The organism is Streptomyces sp. NPDC049915, from assembly GCF_040656475.1.
Taxonomy (GTDB): domain Bacteria; phylum Actinomycetota; class Actinomycetes; order Streptomycetales; family Streptomycetaceae; genus Streptomyces.
In genome coordinates this window covers 33234-52424 of the sequence record NZ_JBFAMH010000009.1, presented here as the reverse complement: position 1 = coordinate 52424, position 19191 = coordinate 33234, and the positions used below count along the sequence as shown (strand labels likewise).

Genomic DNA, 19191 nt, shown 5'->3' with positions numbered 1-19191 from the left:
CGGAGGCTGAAACCGCGCTGAAGCCGTACTGAATGCCCCGGCCCGCAGGCTACGGGGCATGACGACGACCGATCACGAACTCGCGATCGCGGCCACCGGGCTGCGCAAGGCCTACGGGGACAAGACCGTCCTCGACGGCATCGACATCGAGGTGCCCGCCGGCACGATCTTCTCCCTGCTGGGTCCGAACGGCGCGGGCAAGACCACGGTGGTCAGCATCCTGTCCACGCTGATCTCGGCCGACGGCGGCCGGGCGAGGATCGCCGGGCACGACATCACCGCCAGCGCCCAGGCGGTCCGGGCGGCCATCGGGGTCACCGGGCAGTTCTCCGCCGTGGACGGGCTGATCACCGGCGAGGAGAACATGCTGCTGATGGCGGACCTGCACCACCTGTCCAAGCGCGAGGGACGGCAGGTCGTCGCCGGCCTGCTGGAGCGCTTCGACCTGGTGGAGGCCGCGAAGAAGCCCGCCGCCACCTACTCCGGCGGTATGAAGCGCCGCCTGGACATCGCCATGACCCTGGTCGGCAGCCCGCGGATCATCTTCCTCGACGAGCCGACCACCGGTCTCGATCCGCGCTCCCGCCACACCATGTGGCAGATCATCCGCGAGCTGGTCTCCGGCGGTACGACCGTCTTCCTCACCACCCAGTACCTGGAGGAGGCCGATCAGCTCGCCGACCGTATCGCGGTGCTCAACGGCGGCCGGATCGTCGCCGAGGGCAGCGCCGCCGAACTCAAGCGGCTCGTGCCCGGCGGCCATGTACGGCTGCGGTTCTCCGACCCGGTGACCTACGAGCGGGCGGCGACCGCGCTGCGCGAGGCCACCCGTGACGACGAGGCGCTCAGCCTGCAGATCCCCAGCGACGGAAGCCAGCGCGAGCTGCGCGCCGTCCTCGACTGGCTCGACGCCGCCGGCATCGAGGCCGACGAACTGTCCGTGCACACCCCGGACCTGGACGACGTGTTCTTCGCCCTGACCGGCAGCTCCGTACCCGCTCAGACCGCTCAGACCACCGACAAGGAGACCGTCCGATGAGCACCGCCGGCCACGCCTTCCGCGACAACCTCACCATGCTGCGGCGCAACCTCCTGCACGCGCGCCGCTATCCGTCCCTGACCCTGAACCTCCTGCTCACCCCGGTCATCCTGCTGCTGCTGTTCGTCTACGTCTTCGGCAACGTGATGAGCGCCGGCATCAACGGCGGCCACGCGGACCGGGCCGACTACGTCGCCTACCTGGTCCCCGGCATTCTGTTCCTGACCGTGGCCATGACCTCGCTCGGCACGGCGGTGTCCGTGTGCACCGACATGACCGAGGGCATCATGGCCCGGTTCCGCACCATGGCGATCTCCCGCTCCTCCGTGCTGATCGGTCATGTGATCGGCAGCGTGATCAAGACGCTGATGGCTCTGGTGCTCGTCCTGGGGATCGGACTGGCCATCGGCTTCAGGCCGAACGCGACGCCCGTGGAGTGGATCGCGGCGGCCGGGCTCATGGCGCTGATCAGCCTCGCGCTGACCTGGATCGCGGTCGGCATGGGCCTGGTGAGCCCCAACCCCGAGGGGGCCAGCAACATCGGCACCCCGCTGGTCATGCTGCCCTTCCTGTCCAGTGCGTTCGTACCGGTGGACGCCATGCCGGGCTGGTTCCGCTGGTTCGCCGAGTACCAGCCCTTCTCGCCCTTCATCGAGACGCTGCGCGGACTGCTGCTGGGCAGCGGGATCGGCACGACGAACACCGTGCTGACCCTGGGCTGGGCGGCCGGGCTGTCGGTGCTGGGGTACCTGTGGTCCAAGGCGCAGTTCAACCGCGAACCCAACCGGTGAGTGGTGCGCGGCCGGCCCCCGCCGGCCCGCGGCTGACGATCAACCCCGCGGAACGAGTTCCCGCAGCGCCTCCGCCCGCAGTTCCTCCCGCCCCAGGGCGGCGTACCTCGACCTCGCGTCGGTGTACGCCGCCTTGTCGGCGTTCTCGGCCGCCTCCCGGGAACGGGTCAGGGACAACGCGGGGAACTCGCGTACCACCGGCATCCGTTCGGCCAGCGCCAGCAGCCGTACGGCGGCACGGTCGCCCTGCGCCAGCCGGGCGTGCCCGAGCGCCAGCAACAACGTGCCGTAGACCGGGAGTTCCACCGGGGCGCCGTCGGCCGGCGAGCCGTCGGCCAGAGCACCGGACAGCAGCCCGAGCAACCGCGTCCGCAACTCCTCGGTGAGCCCGGCGACCGGCTCGGGCCGGCCGTGCAGCGCGTGCGCGGCCACGGCGGCCGACTGCAGCTGCAGCGCCCACGGGTCCACGAAGGGGTCGTCGGCGGCGTACAGGGCGCTGATCTGCCGTACCTGCTCCGCGGCCCGGCGCCACAGCCCGAGCCCGAGCTCGGTCAGTCCCCGGGCCAGCGCGATCTCCGCCCGGGCCGCCAGTTCCGGGCTGTACGTGCCGTCCGACTCCGGCGGCTGGTCCAGCACGGCGCGGTCCAGCCAGTACTGGGCCTCCTCGATCTCGCCGTTGTGCAGACAGGCCAGCGCCAGCCCCCAGCGCACGCCCAGGGAGTCGGACGAGTCGCCGAACGCGTCCAGCGCGCCCAGGGCGGCGCGCAGATGGTCGTAGGCCTCCGCGCCCCGCTCGGTCTGCAGGCACAGCTCGCTGACCCGGCCATGGCTGAGCAGGTGCATGGCCGGGTTGTTCAGCGGGGCGAGCGCGTCGACCATCCGGCGGGCGCTCGTCAGCGCCCGCTCCACGTCGTGTCCCGCCTCCCAGACGTAGCTGGCGACGGCCGCGGCGACGCCCGCCAGCAACGGTTCGTCGGCCTCGCACAGTTCCTGCAGCCGGGCGAATCGCGGAGGCCGCATCTCCGGCATGGCGCACAGCACCGCGGACAGGGCCCGCAGCACGGTGTCCGGCGAGGCGGGCGGCAGCCGCCGCAGCGTCACCAACTGGCGTACGGCGTGCGGGCCGTGGCCCATGAAGAGGCTGGCCGCGCACACCGCCGCCGCGCTGCGGGCCGGTTCCACGTCCCTGGGGTCCTCGGGCCGGAAGTGGGACAGGGGTCCGCCGGTGTCGGCGGCCAGCGAGGCCAGCCGGGCGTAGCTGGAGCCGGTGGACCACAGCGAGGACAGTACGGCCGTGACGGCCGCGGTGGTGGGCCCGTCGGCGCGGGCCAGCGCGTGCCGCAGCGCGAGGACGAGGTTGTCCTGCTCGGCGCGTATGCGGGACCAGGCGCGCACCGGGTCGTGGCTGAACAGCAGGTCGTGGTGGGCCCGGCCGAAGTCGAGAGCCCAGGCGAGGAAGCGGCCGGTCACCGCCTCCTCCTCGCCGGCCTCGGCACGCTTGGCCGCGCCGAACTCCCGCAGCGTCTCCAGCATGCGGAAGCGCACTCCCGAGGGACTGTCGTCCACCTTGATCAGGGACTGCCCGGCCAGCTGTTCCAGCAGGGTCAGAGCGTCCGCGGTCTCACCGAGGACGTACTGCGCCGCGTCCTCGGTGAATCCCCCGGGGAACACCGACAGGGCGCGCAGGGCGGCCCGGCCGCCGCTTTCCAGCAGGTTCCAGCTCCAGTCGACCACGGCGCGCAGGGTGCGGTGCCGCTCGGGCGCGTCGCGGGCGCCGCCGCGCAGCAGCGCGAACCGGTCCCGCAGGCGCCTGGAGATGTCGGCGACGGAGAGCACCCGCACCCGGGCCGCGGCGAGTTCCACGGCGAGCGGCAGCCCGTCCAGGTGGCGGCAGATCTCGGCGACCGCTCCCGGGGGCAGTTCCACGCCGGGCCGGGCGGCGCGGGCCCGCTGGGTGAAGAGTTCCACCGAGGTCGCCTGGGACAGTTCGGGCAGGGCGTACACGGACTCCGAGCTCAGTCCGAGCGGGGCGCGGCTGGTGGCCAGGACCCGCAGCTTGCTCGACCGCGACACCAGCGCCTGGACGAGGGCGGCCGCACCGGCGACGACCTGCTCGCAGTTGTCCAGCACCAGCAGCACCGGCCCGGCACCGAGCGCGGCGACGATGCCGCTCACCACGTCCGTGCCGCCCGCGAACTGCCGGCCCTCCGCGGCGCCGACCGCCGAGGCCACCTCACCGGGCACGTCGTCGTCGGCGGTGACACCGGCCATCGGGACGAAGTGCACCACGGGCTGTTCGGCCGCCCGGCTCACCGCGTGGCAGAGCCGGGTCTTGCCCAGTCCGCCGGGTCCGACGACGGTGACCACCCGGGCCTCGCGCAGCAGCGCGGTCACGGCGGCGAGGTCGGCGTCCCGGCCCAGGAGCGGGTTCGGCTCGTGCGGCACGCCGTGGCGCACCGGCGCCGCTTCCGCGCTCAGCAGCTCCTGGTAGACGGCCCTGAGGCCGGTGCCGGGATCGGTTCCCAGCTCCTCACGCAGCCTGCGGCGGTAGGCGTCGTACCGGGTGAGGGCCGCGGCCCGGCCGGCGGTGGCGGCCTCGCAGCGCAGCAGCTCCGCCAGCACCTCCTCGTCGCGGGGCAGGCCGCGGGCGAGGTCGAGGAGGGGCGCCACGGCCTCCTGGCGGCGGTCCAGGCGGGCCAGGGCCAGCGCGCGGGAGCGCACCAGCGAGCGGTGCGCGGGGACGCAGCCGGCGCGCAGGGCGGCCACCGGGTCGTGCAGGTCCTCACCGGCCCCCGCGTCCACGGTCCCGTCCCACAGCGCCAGGCCCGCCTCGGCCTGCGTCAGGGCGGCCGCGTGGTCCCCGGCGCGGGTGCGTTCGGCGCTCGCCTCCGCGTGCCGGGACAGCGCGCAGGCGTCGACCCGGGTCTCCTCCAGCGCCAGCCGGTATCCGGTCGGGGTGCTCACCACCAGGTCGGCGCCGAGCTGCGCGCGCAGCCGGGACACGAGGACCTGGACGGCCTTGCCGGGCCGCTCGGGCAGTTCCTCGGGCCACAGCCCCTCCACCAGCCGGCCCGTGCTGCAGCCGGTGCGCAGGTCGCCGGCGAGGAGGGCGAGAAGGCCGCGCAGCCGGGGCGCGGTGATCTCCCGCCCGCGGAAGGCGACGGTGGACAGGAGGGTCAACTCGGTGGTCACGCCTGCAGAGTAGTCACCAGGGGAAACCCTGAGGGGGTGTCGGGGTCGGATCCGGGTGAGGGTGGGGGATGTGCCCGATGTCCCGGCGCGCACGGTCCGGGAGTCTTGCACCATGTCCCGTCTCAGGCGCGTCCTCATCGTTCTCGGTTCGCTCGTCGTGGTGCTCGCACTCGTCGTCGGCGGGCTGTTCTGGTGGCTGTGGTCGGGTGCCCGGGTGAGCACGGTCGGCGACGAGGCGTTCGACCACCAGCTGGCCGTGCCGCCGCTGGCCGCCTCCCACCTCGACCGGGACGGCACGCGCGTGTTCGACCTGAGGATGCAGGCGGGCGAGACGGAGTTCGTCCAGGGCAGGCGGACCGCGACATGGGGCTTCAACGGCAGTTATCTGGGGCCGACGCTGCGTGCCGAGCGCGGCGAGAAGGTCCGCGTGCGGGTGCACAACACCCTGGATCAGGCTTCGACGGTGCACTGGCACGGCATGCACCTGCCCGCGAAGATGGACGGCGGCCCGCACCAGATGGTGGCGCCCGGGGCGACCTGGACCCCGCAGTGGACCATCGAGCAGCCGGCGGCCACGCTCTGGTACCACCCGCATCCGCACGGCGAGACCGAGGACCACGTCCAGCGGGGCCTCGCGGGCCTGTTCCTCCTCGACGACGCGGTCTCCGGCCGCCTGCCCCTGCCGAAGCGGTACGGCGTCGACGACCTGCCCCTGATCGTGCAGGACGTGCGCTTCGACGGCGCCGGCTTCGACCACGGCCACAAGATGCTGCAGAACGTGGGCTTCCTCGGCGACCGCACGATGGTCAACGGCACCCTCAGCCCGTACCGCGTGGTGTCCGACGAGGCGGTCCGGCTGCGGCTGCTGAACGCCTCCACGGCCCGCACCTACGACTTCGGCTTCTCCGACGACCGTGCCTTCGCGCTGGTCGGCACCGACGGCGGACTGCTGGAGCGGCCGGTGTCGCTCAAGCGCGTCCAGCTGTCACCGGGTGAGCGGGCCGAGGTCGTGGTGCGGATGCGGCCGGGTGAGCGGACGGTGCTGCGCAGCTTCGCGCAGGACAACTACGACGACAGCTTCCAGCAGCGGTTCAACGGCGGCGACGACTCCTTCGACGTTCTGCAGCTGCGCGCCGCCGACACGCTGCGTCCCTCGCCCGAGCTGCCCGTGCACCTGGCCGGGCTGGAGGTCCCGGACGGCAAGGACGCGGTGCGCGGGCGCTTCTTCGAGCTGAAGAAGTCGGGCATCAACGGCCGCAAGATGGCCATGGACCGCATCGACGAGACCGTCACCCGCGGCACCACGGAGATCTGGACGATACGCAACACCAACGGCATGCCGCACAACTTCCATGTGCACGACGTGCAGTTCCGGGTCCTGGAGGTGAACGGCCACGCCCCGCCGCCGCAGTTGCGCGGGCCCAAGGACACGGTCTTCGTGCCGAACGGGACGACGATGAAGTTCGCCCTGCGCTTCGACGGCCCGGCCGACCCGGACACGCCGTACATGTACCACTGTCATCTGCTGTACCACGAGGACGAGGGCATGATGGGCCAGTTCGTGGTGGTCGACAAGGGCCAGAAGGCCGGCCGGCCGAGCGCCGGCGCGGGGGAGCACCACCACCACTGAGCATCCGTGGAACGCCGAAGGGCCCTGCCCCCACCGCTCGGTACGGCGGCGGGGGCAGGGCCCTTGTTCCGGGGGTGCTGTGTGCGGCGCCCTTACATGTAGTAGCCGAACAGGTCGGCGATCACGTGCACGCTGCCGGCGTTCGGACGGAAGTCGATCTTTCCGTTGACGACCGGCACGGTCACCAGGTTGGCCACGGTCTGGCCCTTCACCCAGTTGACGCTGGAGGCGTTGGGCAGGGTGGACCCGTCGGGCCAGACGGTCAGGAAGCCGTTGGACGTCGGGGCGGTGACGGTGACGTTGAGGACCACGGCCTTGGCGTTGGCCAGGGTGTGGCCGTCGTTGACGTTCAGCACCAGCGTGGCGCCGCCGGGCACCGGGGTGTTGCGGGCGGTGCCGAGGGCGTAGCGGGTGTCGAGCAGCCGGCTCGGGCCCGCGGTGTGGAACGAGGAGCCGGTCGTGTCGGCCGTGAAGTAGCCGGCGACGTCCGCGATGAAGTGCACGGTGCCGGTGCCGGCGTTGTACAGGTTCACCTTGCCGTCGGCGCCGATGGGCAGGACGACCATGTTCGGACGGGTCTGGCCGGTGAGCCAGTTGATGTTCGACGACTCCGTGCGGGTGGTGCCGCTCGGGTAGGCGATGAGGTGACCGGTCGAGGTCGGCGCGGTGGCGGTGACGTTCATGACCACGGCGGTGGCGCCCGTGGCGGGCACGCCGCCGGCACCCGCGACCTTCAGGGACACGGTGCCCTTGCCGGCGACCGGGGTCCGGGTGGTCACGCCGATGGCGTTGCGGGTGTCCAGGACGCGGGACGGACCGATGGGCAGGTAGGTGCTGCCGCCGGCCTCGGTGCTGTAGTAGCCGGCGACGTCCGCGACGAAGTGCACGGTGCCGCTGGAGGCGTTGAAGAGGTCGACCGAGCCGTCCTTGCCGACCGGGACGGTCACCAGGTTCGGGATGATCTCGCCCTTGAGCCAGTTGCTGTTCGACGACTCCGGGCGGGTGGTGCCGCTCGGGTAGGCGATGAGGTGACCGGTCGAGGTGGGCGAGACGGCGGTGACGTTGATGACGACCGAGGTGACGCCCGTGGCGGGGACGCCGCCGACTCCGGTGACCTGCAGCTTGACCGTGCCGTTGGCGGCGACCGGCGAGGTGCCGGGGCGGCCGGTGCCGTAGCGGGTGTCCAGGATGCGGGCCGGGGCCAGCGGGTTGAACGTGCCGGCCGGGGAGCGCGGAACGGAGGCGCACAGACCCTTGACGATCTCGCGGCCGTTCGGCGTGCCGAGGCCGGTGGCGAGGTCGTAACCGGCGGCGGCCTGGTACTTGCCGCTGACGTTGCCGGAGTCCATGACGTTGTTGTTGCCGCTGGTGACGTCACGGAACGCGGCGGCCGGCAGGCGGTACAGCGCGTTGTGCGCGTAGCCGACGGTGCCGTTGGCCTGGCAGGCAAGGTCCTGGTCGGCCTGCCCGATCAGCGCGGACCACACCGGGGCGGCGCCGCTGGTGCCGCCGATGATGTTCCAGTACTGGGCGCCCGTGCTGTCGTGACCGAAGGCGACCGGGTAGCCGGTGGCCGGGTCGCCGACCGCGGAGACGTCCGGCACCTGGCGGCAGACCTTGCCGGTGGCGGCGGCGCAGGCGTCGTTGTAGTCGGCGCCGGTGCGGTTCTGGAAGCCGTTCGCGTCGACGCTGAAGCGCTGGGAGACACCGCCGCCGGAACCGGTCCAGGTGGTCTGGGAGGTGACGGCGGAGCGCATGGTGGTGCCGCCGACACCGAGGACGTACGGCGAGCCGGCCGGGAAGTCGGTCACGAGCTGGTCCTGGCCGGGGATGCTCTCGCCGGGCTGGTAGCAGCCGGTGGAGCCGCTGTCGCCGGAGGCGGCGACGACGGTCTGGCCCTGCGCGGCGGCCTGCTGGAACAGCAGGTTCTCCGCGTCCATCACCTCGGCCGGGGTGTACGTCTCGCAGCTGCCCCAGCTGATGGAGACGACCTTGGCGCGGTTGTCGGTGACGATCCGGCGCAGCGTGGCCGTGCCGTCGTCCCAGGTGTTCTTGCCCTGGTAGACGAGGACCTTGGACTGCGGGGCGAGACCGACGATGGTCTCGATGTCGAGCGCGGTCTCCAGACCTACGCCGGTGTCGCCGCTCGCCGGGTCGGTGGGACCGCCGTTGACGCGCACGGAGCTGACCGAGGCCTTGGTGCCGTGGCATGCCTGGTAGCTGTTGATGTCGCGCAGGTCGTAGTTCTCCAGCGAGTAGACCGCGATGGTGGTGCCGGTCTGCACGTTGGGCTGGTCCGCCATGTTGTACGCGGCCGCGAGCGACCGGGCGCTCCAGTAGTCCTGCTTGTCGTAGGCGGCCGGGTAACCGTCGCCGGGCGTCGCGTACAGGTTCTTGATGTCGGTGCACATGGTGCCGGTGGTGCCGGTCAGCCGGGACTGACGGGCGCCGTCCGTGGCCTGCTGCACCCGGGCCGGGCCCCTGGCGCCGGTGTTGCGCGGGGCGCGGGCGGCGAGGGTGTTGAGGCCGACCACCGCGCGGACGTCGCCGGCGACGGAGCCGTCGAGCTGCGGGGCCCGGGTGTTGGTGAACCCGGAGCTGCCGTCCTTCAGTTTGTAGCCGTCGAAATCGGTGGCGAAGGCCTTGGCGGCCTTGCCCACCGTCGCGTGCACGGGCAGCGTGAGCCCGTCGGACTCCAGGTCGCCGACCTCGAGGCCCTTGGCGGCGAGCTGCGCGCGGACCCGCTCGACGGTCTGCGGCAGCGCGCCGAAGCGGTCCGCGAACTCGCCCGAGCCGAGGTACTTGCGGTAGTTCGGGGACGCCGGGTCGGAGACCTCGGCGACGAAACGATTCAGCGCCGCGGGGTCGCGCGGCTCCAGAACGACGCTCAGGTCGAGCGCCTCACCGGCCGCCGGGTCCGCCGCACGCACGGCCCCCGCCGGCACCTTCGGCGCGCCGCCGACCCGCTGCGGGGCCGGCTCGCCGGACGTGGCCGCGTACGACACCGGTGTCACGGTGGCGGTCACGGCCAGGGCGGCTATGGTCGCCGCCCCCCATCGATACGCCTTTTCACGGGCGGTACGGCCCATGCACACTCCCTCTTCGTCATCTGCGTCGCCTCAAGGCGTGGGCAGGTGAGACCGCGGAAGGGTGCGCCGGTGCGGGCACACGGGCATACGGAATGCGGTGTGCGGGCACGGCGAGAGCGCGAAGAGTTACGTTCAGCGGTTCCGGCCGCAGCCGGACCACGTGGAGCCCCCCCGGCGGTGTCACCGCTCCCAAGCGGTGGACGACGGCCAGAAACGAATCTCTATCAGCCGTGGGATCGGACCGCCAAGGCAGGGGTGGCTATTTTGCTAGACCGTGATCATGACAAGCACATCGTAAGCGGGCATAGCGGCCACCGGCCGGTGCCGGGGGTGTCTCGCGCTTCCCGATCCGGCGGATCGACGAGACACCCCCGGGGACCGACGGTCAGGCGGCCTGGGCCGGCTTCTGCCGGGGCAGCGCGAGGAGCAGCGCGGTGGCGACGGCCGCGATGGCCAGGTTGAGGATCGCCGCCGTGCCGAAGGCGTGCGCGTACTGCGCCACCCGGCTGCCGTGCGGGGTCAGGGCGTTGAAGAAGAACACGCCGATGACCGCGACGCCCACCGCGCCGCCGACCTGCTGGCCGGTGGACAGCACGCCGGACGCCATGCCGACCTCGCTGGGACGGATCCGGCCGAGCACCGTGTTCAGCAGCTGGGGGAGCAGCAGGCCGTTGCCGAGACCCACCAGGGTCAGCGGTGCGATCAGCGGGCCGGCCGAGAGCCGGCCGCCCTCGGCGAGGGCCAGCACCAGCGTGGCGAGGAATCCCGCCGCGGCGAGCACGCTGCCGAGTTCCAGCACCCGCCGGCCGTAGCGCGGCGTCCAGCGGGCGGCCAGCAGACTGGTGGCGAAGAAGGCGACCGCCAGCGGGGTGTATGTGAGCCCGGCGCCCAGCGCGGACATCCCGAGACCGTCCTGCAGCATGAGGGACAGGATCAGGAAGAAGGAGTTCACCCCGGCGTAGGCGACGACCACCAGGGTGATGCCGATGGCGAACGGACGCTCGGCGAACAGGCGCAGGGTGACCAGCGGCGCACGCCCCGCCCGTTCCACCCGTCGCTCGACCACGACGAACAACGCGAACGCGATGACGCCGGCGACGAGAGAGACCCAGGTCCAGGCCGGCCAGCCCGCCTCGCGCCCCTCGACCAGCGGGATCACCAGCAGGAACAGTGCCACCGTGAGCACCGTCAGACCGGGCAGGTCCAGTGAACGGGCCTGCGGCGCACGGGTCTCGGGCACCAGCCGTGCCGCGAGCACCAGGGTGATCAGACCGACCGGGACGTTCACCCAGAACACCGGGCGCCAGGTGGTGCCGAACAGGTTCGCCGCGATCAGCAGGCCACCGACCAGCTGGCCGATGATCGTCGACACACCGATCACCGAACCGAGCGCGCCGAACGCGCGGGGCCGCTGCTGTGCCGGGATCAGGACCTGGATCATCGAGAAGACCTGAGGGAACATCAGCGCCGCGCTCAGCCCCTGTGCGAGGCGCGCCCCGATGAGCACCCCCGCGTTCGGCGCGAGCGCGCAGGCGACCGAGGTGAGCGTGAACAGCGCCATGCCGAGCATGAACAGCCGCTTGCGGCCGTAGGTGTCACCGAGCCGCGCCCCGGTGATCAGGGCCACGGCGTACGTGATCTGGTAACCGGCGACGATCAACTGGATCTCGCCGTCGGAGGCGTGCAGGTCGGACTGGATGGCCGGGGCGGCGACCAGGACGATGAAGGTGTCGAGGACGGCCATGAAACTGCCGACGAGGATGATCGGCAGCGCCCACCGGGGCGATGCGGCGGCCGACGGCGCCGGGGCGGCTCCCCCGTCGGTCGCTTGCGGCGCGCTCGTTGGTTCCTGGGCAGCCGTGTCGGCCTTTCGGTGCGTCATGGCCTCAGCGTTCCATCGCCGTCGGCCGCTGCACATGGGCGCGGATATGCTAGTGGTGGCGGCACCAGCATCGATGGTGGCGGTCCGTACCGGGGGATGGGATGGACAACACGGCGCAGCGGCAGGAACTCGCGGATTTCCTTCGTGCCCGGCGGGCCCGGATCTCACCGCGCGAGGTGGGGATCGAACCGGGGCCTCGGCGGCGGACGCCGGGGCTGCGCCGCGAGGAGGTCGCCCAGCTGTCCGGGGTGAGCGTGACCTGGTACACCTGGCTCGAGCAGGCCCGGGACATCACGGTCAGCCGGCAGGTGCTGGACAGCCTGGCGCGCGCCCTGCGGCTGACCACGGCCGAGAAGCAGTACATGTACACGCTGGCCGACACGCAGGGCGTCGTACGTCAGGAGCCCGCCGACGCGCCGAGCGCCGAGCTGCAGCGCCTGGTGGACGCGCTCAACCCGTATCCGACGTACCTCATCGGCCCGAGCTGGGACCTGCTGGCGTGGAACGCGGCCGAGGCCGGGCTGATCGGTGATCCGGCCCGGCTGCCCGGCCACGAACGCAACATCATCCGGATGGTGTTCACCGACCTGAAGACCCGCGGACTGCTGGTGGACTGGCGCGCCCAGGCCTCCGGGCTGCTCGCGCAGTTCCGCGCGGACGCCGCCCGTAATCTCGGCGATCCGCGCTTCGAGCAGCTGAGCAACGAGCTGTCCGCCGTCAGCGACGACTTCCGCCAGTTGTGGGACGAGCACCGCGTGGCCGACTTCGGCTCGGCCCGCTGGGAGTTCGACCACCCCCGGCTCGGCCGGCTGGCCGTGGACTACGTGCGGCTGGCCGCGCTGCAGTCCCCCGGGGTGAAGATGTTCACCTGCCTCCCGGCCGACCCGGAGACCGAGGCCAAGCTGCCCGCGCTGGTCGACCCGGCCCGCGTGGCCGAGCCGACCGGCGCGAAGGTCGTGGCCGGAGCCTTCTGAGGGCGGTCGCTCACCCCTCTTGCGCCGCCCGTGGGCGGGCCTTCAGTGCCCTACCCGCGTTCGCAGAGCAGCGTCACGGCCGTGACCTCGCTCGTGTGCGAGGCCAGCACGCGCACGGCCACCACTCCGTGTTCCGCGTGGTGCAGCCGGCGTTCCTCGTCCCCGATGCCCGTGGGCGCGTCCTCGATGTGCCGCGTGTGCGGGTCGCTCTGGACGGCGTCACGCAGTTTGCGCAGCACCGGGTCGTCCGGGTGCCGGGCGCACGCCAGACGCAGGTCCGCGAGCAGATAGGGCGCCCAGTCCCGCTCCCAGTTCTGCAGGACGTCCTCGCGGGCCTCGTCGGACAGCAGGGCCCACTCCGTGATGTTGGCGGGCGATCGGCCGGACGGGAACATGCGCCGGAAGGCGTCGTTGGCCGTGATGACGTGGCCGGCGGCGGAGCGGACGTAGGCCATCTCGGTCTGACCGTCCGCCCAGCGCTGCCAGTGCGGGGACGCCGGCCCCGCCGGCAGCACCGGATCGGTCTTGAAGAGGTCCAGATGCGCGATGCGCAGATGGTGGTCGCTGAAGTTCAGGGCCCTCGCGACCCGCAGGAACAGTTCGGGCGACGGAACCAGGACGCCGTTCTCCAGTTTCTGATAGGTGCCCGTACCACCGCGCAGCGCCTCGTCCATGTCGGATTGACGGAGATGAGCGCTGCGTGAACGTCGTGTGGAGATCCGTGGCGGTAATCCGATGAGCTCTCGGGTGCCCTTTGCGCGATATCGCCTCAGAAGCTCCTGGTAATCGCGGTCGGTCGGCCGCTTGTGTTGCATTCTTCCCCCGGTTTTCGACTGTGTCGATGAGTTGATGCTTATTCAACTTCTGTCGGAATGGCTGATTCCGTATCAGCTCCAGGGTGCGGGGTCGCCTGTCGGCGCCGACAGGCACGCACCTGAACAGCATGCACTGGTACGGCATGCACTATAAGTGCGCTCACAAGACCGCCGTTGTCAGGAAGCTCGCCATCCCTGAACCATTGGTGTCCGGAACCGATCGGATGCTTACCCGTCCGGTTCTCACGGCACAGTGACGAAGGACACGGCGGACGCAAAAGGTTCGTCAATTCTTTCTTTGGAGTCTGTCTCCAATCACGGGGGAGCCCCGATTCACTCGGGGAGGAAAGGTGATTCCATCATGCCGCTGAATCGAGCGGTCATTGGTCGCAGTACGAAATCGGAAACCGTCCTGGTGGTCACCGAGGACACGTTGCGCGACGCGGCGGCGCAGTTCGAGGAGCCGCTCGCGGTGTACCGGGACCCCGAGGCGGCCCGGGCGCTCGGACATCCGGCACCGATCGCGCCGCCCGCTTTCGCCGCCCGCCTGTGGTTCCGCATGGTGTGGGCCTGGCCGATGTACGAACCCGACCTCGGACGCAAGCCCGGCGCCAATCTGCTGCTGGCCGACCTGCACACGGTCGCGCACCGCCCGATCCGCCTCGGCGACCGGCTCTCCCTGACCTCGACCGTCGCGGACATCACCGAGATCAGCCGGCAGCGCGACATCATCCACATCCAGAACGAGATCACGACCGAGGACGGCGAAGCCGTCTGCAGCACGGGCTACAAGTTCGTCATCTCCCACGCGGACACCTTCGAACCGGCCGCCGCGACCGCGCAGGAGGGTGTGGCATGACCGCGAACGTGCGCTACGAGGACATCGGTGTGGGACACGTCCTTCCGGAGAAGGAGGTCGCGGTCGACCGTCTCGCGCTGTTGCTGTTCGGCGGCCAGACCATGCGGCTGGACTTCGCCGCGACCCACTGGAGCGAGCGCATCTCGCGATCCGTGGGACTGCCCGATGTGATCATGCACGGGCCCTTCACGCTCGGCAAGGTGCTGGAGATCGTCAACCAGTGGACCGGCGACCCCGGTGCCCTGGTGGAGCACCGGGTGCGCCTGGCCCGCCCGGTCCCGGTCCCGGACGACGGGACCGGTGCGGTCTTCCGGCTCTCCGGGAGCGTGGAGGAGAAACTCGACGGCAACCGGGTGCGGATCGGGGTGACCGCCGCCTCCCCCGAGGGGGAGGTGCTCGCCACCTTGCAGGCCACCGTTCAGCTCGCCTGACGACCGGGCCGCCGGCCGATCGGCAGCCCTGACCCGCGGCGGGACGTCGGCCCGCCCAGCGGTGCCCCAGCCCGGCGGCCGGACCCACGTGACGCCTGCGCGCACCGCCGCACGCCTGCGCCACCCGCGGAACGCCCGCGCGCACCGCCGTACGCCTGCGCCACCCGCGGAACGCCTGCGCGCATCGCCGGGCGCCTGTCATCGACGTACCCCCGAACCGAACGGCCCGCGGGCGCGCATGCCGTCCACAGCCCCGCACGCGCTGGCCCGCGGCGTGCTCGCACGCCGACCGCGTCGAGCAGCAGCGGCTCCCCCACCCCGACCGTCCGAGGCGAGCCCGACCGGCTGCCGAACGCCCTTGAACCAGGAGTATTCGAGTGCGCACCCTGCTTGTCGACAACCACGACTCCTACAGCTTCAACCTCTTCCAGCTGATCGCCCAGGTCACGGGCGTCGACCCGGTGGTGGTCGTCAACGACGACCCCGCCTTGGCCACCATGCCGCTGGACGGGTTCGACAGCATCGTCATCTCGCCCGGGCCCGGCCGCCCGCAGAACGACCGCGATCTCGGCTACGTCGGTGACCTGCTGCACCGCACCGACCTGCCGGTGCTGGGTGTGTGCCTGGGCCACCAGGCCATCGCGCACCTGGCCGGCGCCTCCGTCACACCGGCCCCGCAACCGCGGCACGGCCACCTGACCACGGTCAAGCACGCGGACGACGAGCTGTTCGCGGGGATACCCACCGAGTTCACCGCGGTGCGTTACCACTCGCTGTGTGTGCAGGAGCCGCTGCCCGCCACCCTGATCGCCACCGCCCGCTCCGAGGACGGCGTGCTGATGGCGCTGCGCCATCGCGACCTGCCGCGCTGGGGCGTGCAGTTCCATCCGGAGTCGATCGCCTCGGAGTTCGGCCGGGAGCTCATCGCGAACTTCGCCGAGCTGACCCGGCAGGCCGCGGCCACGCGGGTCCAGGACGACCGTGAGCCGCGCGCCGCGCGGATCCCGGCCGACGCACCGGTACGGGCCACCGGCTCCGGCCCGGCCGGCCGGATGCGGTTGCTGAGCACCGATCTGCCCGAAGCGGTCGACGCCGAGGCGGTGTTCCTCGAGTTCTTCGCCGACAGCCCGGACAGCTTCTGGCTCGACAGCAGCCGGGTGGAGGAGGGACTGTCGCGCTTCTCCTTCCTGGGCGACGCCGGCGGGCCGCTCAGCGAGGTGCTCACGTACCGGGTCGACGCCACGGCGGTCAAGGTGCGGGACGCCGCCGGCATCCGCGTGCTCAGCGGCAGCGTGTTCGACGTGCTGCAGGCGCGGCTGCGCGAGCGCGCGGTCGATCCCGGCACGCTGCCGTTCGACCTGACCGGCGGCTATGTGGGCTATTTCGGCTACGAGTTGAAGGCCGAGTGCGGTGGCGGTGCCCGGCGCAGCGCCGACACGCCGGACGCGGCCTGGATGTTCGCCGACCGGCTGATCGCGGTGGACCACCTGGAGAACCGCACCTATGTGCTCGCCCTGCACGACGAGCGGACCGAGGACGACGCCCGCGCCTGGGTCGACCGCACCGCGGCCCGCCTGGTCCAGCTGCGCCCGGCACCCGCGCCGCCCCAGGCGGACACCGGCCCCGCTCCCGACCCCGCCGAGCACCTGGTGCGCGGGCGGGCCGGATACGAGGACGACGTCCGCGCGGCGCAGCGCCAGTTGATCCGCGGCGAGAGCTACGAGATCTGCCTGACCAACAAACTGCACCTGCCCTTCGACGACGACGACACGGCCTTCTACCGCCGGCTGCGGCGGCTGAACCCGGCGCCGTACGCCGCGTTCCTGCGGATCGACGGCGTGACGGTGTTCTGCTCCTCACCGGAGCGCTTCCTGCGGATCGAGCGGGACGGACGGGTGGAGAGCAAGCCCATCAAGGGCACCGCCCCGCGCGACGCGGACCCGGAGCGGGACGCCGCGCTGGCGGCCGAACTCAGGGCGAGCCAGAAGACGCAGGCGGAGAACCTGATGATCGTCGACCTGCTGCGCAACGACCTCGGCCAGGTCTGCGAGGTCGGCAGTGTGCACGTCGATCCCTACATGGCCGTGGAGAGCTACCAGACGGTGCACCAGCTGGTGTCCACGGTCAAGGGGCAGCTGCGTCCCTCGGTGGGTGCGGTGGAGTGCGTGCGGCACTGCTTCCCCGGAGGCTCCATGACCGGCGCGCCCAAGACGCGCACCATGGAGATCATCGACCGCCTCGAGACCGAGGCGCGCGGGGTCTATTCCGGCACCCTCGGCTACTTCGGCCTGTCCGGCGGCACCGATCTGAACATCGTGATCCGTACCGCCGTACGCCGCGGCAACGACCTGAGCATCGGCGCCGGCGGTGCCATCGTGCTGGACTCCGATCCGCACGAGGAGTACCTGGAGATGATCCTCAAGGCCGACGCCCCGCTGCGGGCCTACCGGGCCCCGCTCCCCGCTCCGGCGAGCAGCGCGGCGCGATGACCACCTCACCGCCGGCACCGGCCGGACGCTACGTGTGGGACCCGGCCGCCGGCCCGGACGGCGCCCTGCTGCCCGAGCGGACGGCGGAGGCGGCGCCCGCCCTCGTCGCCGACTCCTGGCTGGTCGAGGACGGCAGGGTACGGGCCCTGCCCGCCCACGCGAGGAGGTTCCGGGACGCCTGCGGCCGCCTGCTCGGCACGCCGCCCGGTCCGGTCACCGCCTTCCTGCGGGCGGCCACGGGCCTGCTGCCGCAGCGGGGCCGCTGGTTCCCCAGGGTCGAGGCCCGGCCCGGCATCCACGGCCCGCACCTGACCCTGTGGCTGCGCCCGGCCCCGCCGCGCGGCGGGCCGGTGGTGCTCTGGCACCCCGGCATGGTGGATCCCCGCGCGGTGCCGTGGGCCAAAGGACCGGACCTCGTCCTGCTGGGGCGGCTGCGCGAGGCGGCCCGTGCCGCCGGCGCCGACGAGCCGCTTCTGCTGTCGGCGACCGGACAGGTCCGCGAGGGCGGTACCACCAGTCTCCTGTGGTGGCGCGGTACGACCCTGTGCGCCCCGCCACCCGGGCCGGACCTGCTGCCCGGGGTGACGCGGGCACTTCTGACCGCCGAAGTGGCCGATGCCGGCCACCGGGTGGTCTTCGAGACGGCCACCGCGCAGGACCTGGCCGGCGTGCCCGTGTGGGCGGTCAACGCCCTGCACGGCATCCGGCCGGTCGCCGGTTGGCTGAACCTGGCCGACGAGCTCCCACCACCCCCGGACTCGTCGGCCGAAGCAGAGCGCTGGCAGGCGCGCCTCGACCGGCTCGCCCTGCCCGCCCACCCCGGCCTGGTGCCCGACGCCGACGATCCGGCGCCGGGCACCGCGGGGCCCCTTCCGCAGACCGACGTGGTCCGGCCGGCCCGCGCAGCTCACCGGCCGCCGGCCGGCCGGACACACCGGCGTCCTCTGCCCGACAGCCGACTTCCCTTGCCCGACAGCCGACTTGGTTCGGCCGACCCGCAGCAGCGAGGCTGACATCGCATGTCCACCGACACCCTCACGCAACGACCGAGCTACGAGCGCGACCTGCTGGCCCAGCTCACCCGGCGCTGGGGCCGACGGGTCGCGGTGAAGAAGGACGAGCTCGACCTCGACGGGCACTTCGACCCCGGGCTGCCGGACTTCCCCGAGCATCTCGTGCCCGTGTTCGCGCTCCCCGGCGTCGAACCCCTCGACCCGGCGGCGCGCAGGCAGATCCTCGCGGCCGCGTGGATCGCGTACAACGCCAAGACCGCGGCGATCGAGAACGAGATCATCCTGCCCGCCTGCCGGCTGATGCTGGAGGAGCGCATACCGGTACGCCGCGACGACGTGTCGTACACCGCCCTGCACCAGACCATCGTCGACGAGCACTTCCACATCCTGATGTGCCAGAACGCGGTCGGGGTCACCAAGCGCCGGCGCGAGCTGGACGGGCTGGCCTTCGACCCGCGTGGCTGGGCGGTGGTACAGGGCCTCGACCTGGCCCGCGAGGGACTGTCGGGCTTGGACCGCGACCTGGTCGAGATCGCCTTCTCCCTGGCCGCCGAGACCACCATCAGCGGCTTCCTGTCGAGCCTCGCGACCGCGCAGGACATCCAGCCGATGAACCGGATCACGGTGGACATGCACCGGCGCGACGAGAGCGGGCACGCCGTCGTGTTCCGCGAGCTCGCCGGCTCGCTCTACCGCTCGCTGGACGCGGCCGAGCGGGCGCTGTTCCGCGACGCGCTGATCAGCGGGCTGGCCGCGTTCCGCGCCGCGGACCTCGACCCCTGGGTCGGGGTGGCCGCGGCCGGCGGCCTGCGGATCGAGACCGGGCAGCTGGCCGAGTGGGCCTCCGCCCGCCCGGCCCCACGGCGCGACACCGGCCCGCTGCAGCTGCTGCTCGACGACCTCGGCATCGACCCGTCACTCGTCGAGGCGGTACCGCGGCACGGCTGAGCCGGTCCGCGCGGCCGCACCGCGCGCCGCCGCGTTCGA

At 72.1% G+C, this 19191-nt stretch carries 13 protein-coding genes; 9 read left to right on the top strand and 4 right to left on the bottom strand.

The features are described from left to right. Nucleotides 1–58 precede the first annotated feature (58 nt). Nucleotides 59–1039 carry an ATP-binding cassette domain-containing protein gene (locus AB0J12_RS17625; RefSeq protein ID WP_363265194.1) on the top strand — a complete coding sequence of 327 codons (981 nt, stop codon included), beginning with the start codon at nt 59–61 and terminating at the stop codon, nt 1037–1039. Continuing rightward, nucleotides 1036–1830 carry an ABC transporter permease gene (locus AB0J12_RS17620; protein ID WP_363265193.1) on the top strand — a complete coding sequence of 265 codons (795 nt, stop codon included), beginning with the start codon at nt 1036–1038 and terminating at the stop codon, nt 1828–1830. Before AB0J12_RS17625 ends, AB0J12_RS17620 begins: the two co-directional genes overlap by 4 nt. A gap of 39 nt (nt 1831–1869) precedes the next feature. On the opposite strand, the gene AB0J12_RS17615 is transcribed toward AB0J12_RS17620, so the two are convergent. Beyond that, nucleotides 1870–5022 carry a BTAD domain-containing putative transcriptional regulator gene (locus AB0J12_RS17615; RefSeq protein ID WP_363265192.1) on the bottom strand — a complete coding sequence of 1051 codons (3153 nt, stop codon included), beginning with the start codon at nt 5020–5022 and terminating at the stop codon, nt 1870–1872. A gap of 112 nt (nt 5023–5134) precedes the next feature. Here AB0J12_RS17615 and AB0J12_RS17610 point away from each other — a divergent pair, with 112 nt between their 5' ends. Beyond that, a complete protein-coding gene (locus tag AB0J12_RS17610) occupies nt 5135–6652 on the top strand; it encodes a multicopper oxidase domain-containing protein (protein WP_363265191.1) in 1518 nt (505 codons plus the stop codon). A 92-nt stretch (nt 6653–6744) separates the two neighbouring features. Here the strand turns inward: AB0J12_RS17610 and AB0J12_RS17605 are convergent, their stop codons facing one another. Both AB0J12_RS17605 and AB0J12_RS17600 read right to left on the bottom strand, forming a co-directional pair. Further along, nucleotides 6745–9741, bottom strand: a complete 2997-nt coding sequence (locus tag AB0J12_RS17605) for a protease pro-enzyme activation domain-containing protein (protein ID WP_363265190.1) — start codon at nt 9739–9741, stop codon at nt 6745–6747. Nucleotides 9742–10126: 385 nt separating this feature from the next. Continuing rightward, complete coding sequence (locus tag AB0J12_RS17600) at nt 10127–11623, bottom strand: MFS transporter (protein WP_363265189.1); 1497 nt, start codon at nt 11621–11623, stop codon at nt 10127–10129. Nucleotides 11624–11724: 101 nt separating this feature from the next. On the opposite strand from AB0J12_RS17600, the gene AB0J12_RS17595 reads away from it, so the two are divergent. After that, nucleotides 11725–12597 (top strand): helix-turn-helix transcriptional regulator, encoded by an 873-nt coding sequence (locus AB0J12_RS17595; protein ID WP_363265188.1) that lies wholly within the window; start codon nt 11725–11727, stop codon nt 12595–12597. A 50-nt stretch (nt 12598–12647) separates the two neighbouring features. On the opposite strand, the gene AB0J12_RS17590 is transcribed toward AB0J12_RS17595, so the two are convergent. Further along, entirely contained in the window at nt 12648–13271 is a 624-nt protein-coding gene (locus AB0J12_RS17590) for a sulfotransferase (protein ID WP_363265187.1), read from the bottom strand. A 394-nt stretch (nt 13272–13665) separates the two neighbouring features. Here AB0J12_RS17590 and AB0J12_RS17585 point away from each other — a divergent pair, with 394 nt between their 5' ends. From AB0J12_RS17585 to AB0J12_RS17565, 5 genes are all read left to right on the top strand, one after another. Continuing rightward, a complete protein-coding gene (locus AB0J12_RS17585) occupies nt 13666–14271 on the top strand; it encodes a MaoC family dehydratase N-terminal domain-containing protein (RefSeq protein ID WP_363265186.1) in 606 nt (201 codons plus the stop codon). After that, nucleotides 14268–14702 carry a MaoC/PaaZ C-terminal domain-containing protein gene (locus AB0J12_RS17580; RefSeq protein ID WP_363265185.1) on the top strand — a complete coding sequence of 145 codons (435 nt, stop codon included), beginning with the start codon at nt 14268–14270 and terminating at the stop codon, nt 14700–14702. The genes AB0J12_RS17585 and AB0J12_RS17580 overlap by 4 nt, the downstream gene beginning before the upstream one ends. Before the next feature lie 377 nt (nt 14703–15079). Beyond that, nucleotides 15080–17191, top strand: a complete 2112-nt coding sequence (gene pabB, locus AB0J12_RS17575) for an aminodeoxychorismate synthase component I (RefSeq protein ID WP_363265184.1) — start codon at nt 15080–15082, stop codon at nt 17189–17191. Further along, on the top strand, nt 17188–18204 hold the full coding sequence (locus AB0J12_RS17570) for an aminotransferase class IV (RefSeq protein WP_363265183.1): 1017 nt from the start codon (nt 17188–17190) through the stop codon (nt 18202–18204). Before pabB ends, AB0J12_RS17570 begins: the two co-directional genes overlap by 4 nt. A gap of 6 nt (nt 18205–18210) precedes the next feature. Further along, the gene (locus tag AB0J12_RS17565) at nt 18211–19152 is read left to right on the top strand and encodes a diiron oxygenase (protein WP_363265182.1); all 942 of its coding nucleotides are present in this window, start codon (nt 18211–18213) and stop codon (nt 19150–19152) included. The last annotated feature ends 39 nt before the right edge of the window (nt 19153–19191 follow it).

Excerpts from the sequence above, each read along its gene's own strand:
- AB0J12_RS17625 (WP_363265194.1), top strand. The coding sequence starts at position 59 with ATGACGACGACCGATCACGAACTCGCGATCGCGGCCACCGGGCTGCGC.
- AB0J12_RS17620 (WP_363265193.1), top strand. The coding sequence starts at position 1,036 with ATGAGCACCGCCGGCCACGCCTTCCGCGACAACCTCACCATGCTGCGG.
- AB0J12_RS17610 (WP_363265191.1), top strand. The coding sequence starts at position 5,135 with ATGTCCCGTCTCAGGCGCGTCCTCATCGTTCTCGGTTCGCTCGTCGTG.
- AB0J12_RS17605 (WP_363265190.1), bottom strand. The coding sequence starts at position 9,741 with ATGGGCCGTACCGCCCGTGAAAAGGCGTATCGATGGGGGGCGGCGACC.
- AB0J12_RS17600 (WP_363265189.1), bottom strand. The coding sequence starts at position 11,623 with ATGACGCACCGAAAGGCCGACACGGCTGCCCAGGAACCAACGAGCGCG.
- AB0J12_RS17595 (WP_363265188.1), top strand. The coding sequence starts at position 11,725 with ATGGACAACACGGCGCAGCGGCAGGAACTCGCGGATTTCCTTCGTGCC.
- AB0J12_RS17590 (WP_363265187.1), bottom strand. The coding sequence starts at position 13,271 with ATGGACGAGGCGCTGCGCGGTGGTACGGGCACCTATCAGAAACTGGAG.
- AB0J12_RS17580 (WP_363265185.1), top strand. The coding sequence starts at position 14,268 with ATGACCGCGAACGTGCGCTACGAGGACATCGGTGTGGGACACGTCCTT.
- AB0J12_RS17570 (WP_363265183.1), top strand. The coding sequence starts at position 17,188 with ATGACCACCTCACCGCCGGCACCGGCCGGACGCTACGTGTGGGACCCG.
- AB0J12_RS17565 (WP_363265182.1), top strand. The coding sequence starts at position 18,211 with ATGTCCACCGACACCCTCACGCAACGACCGAGCTACGAGCGCGACCTG.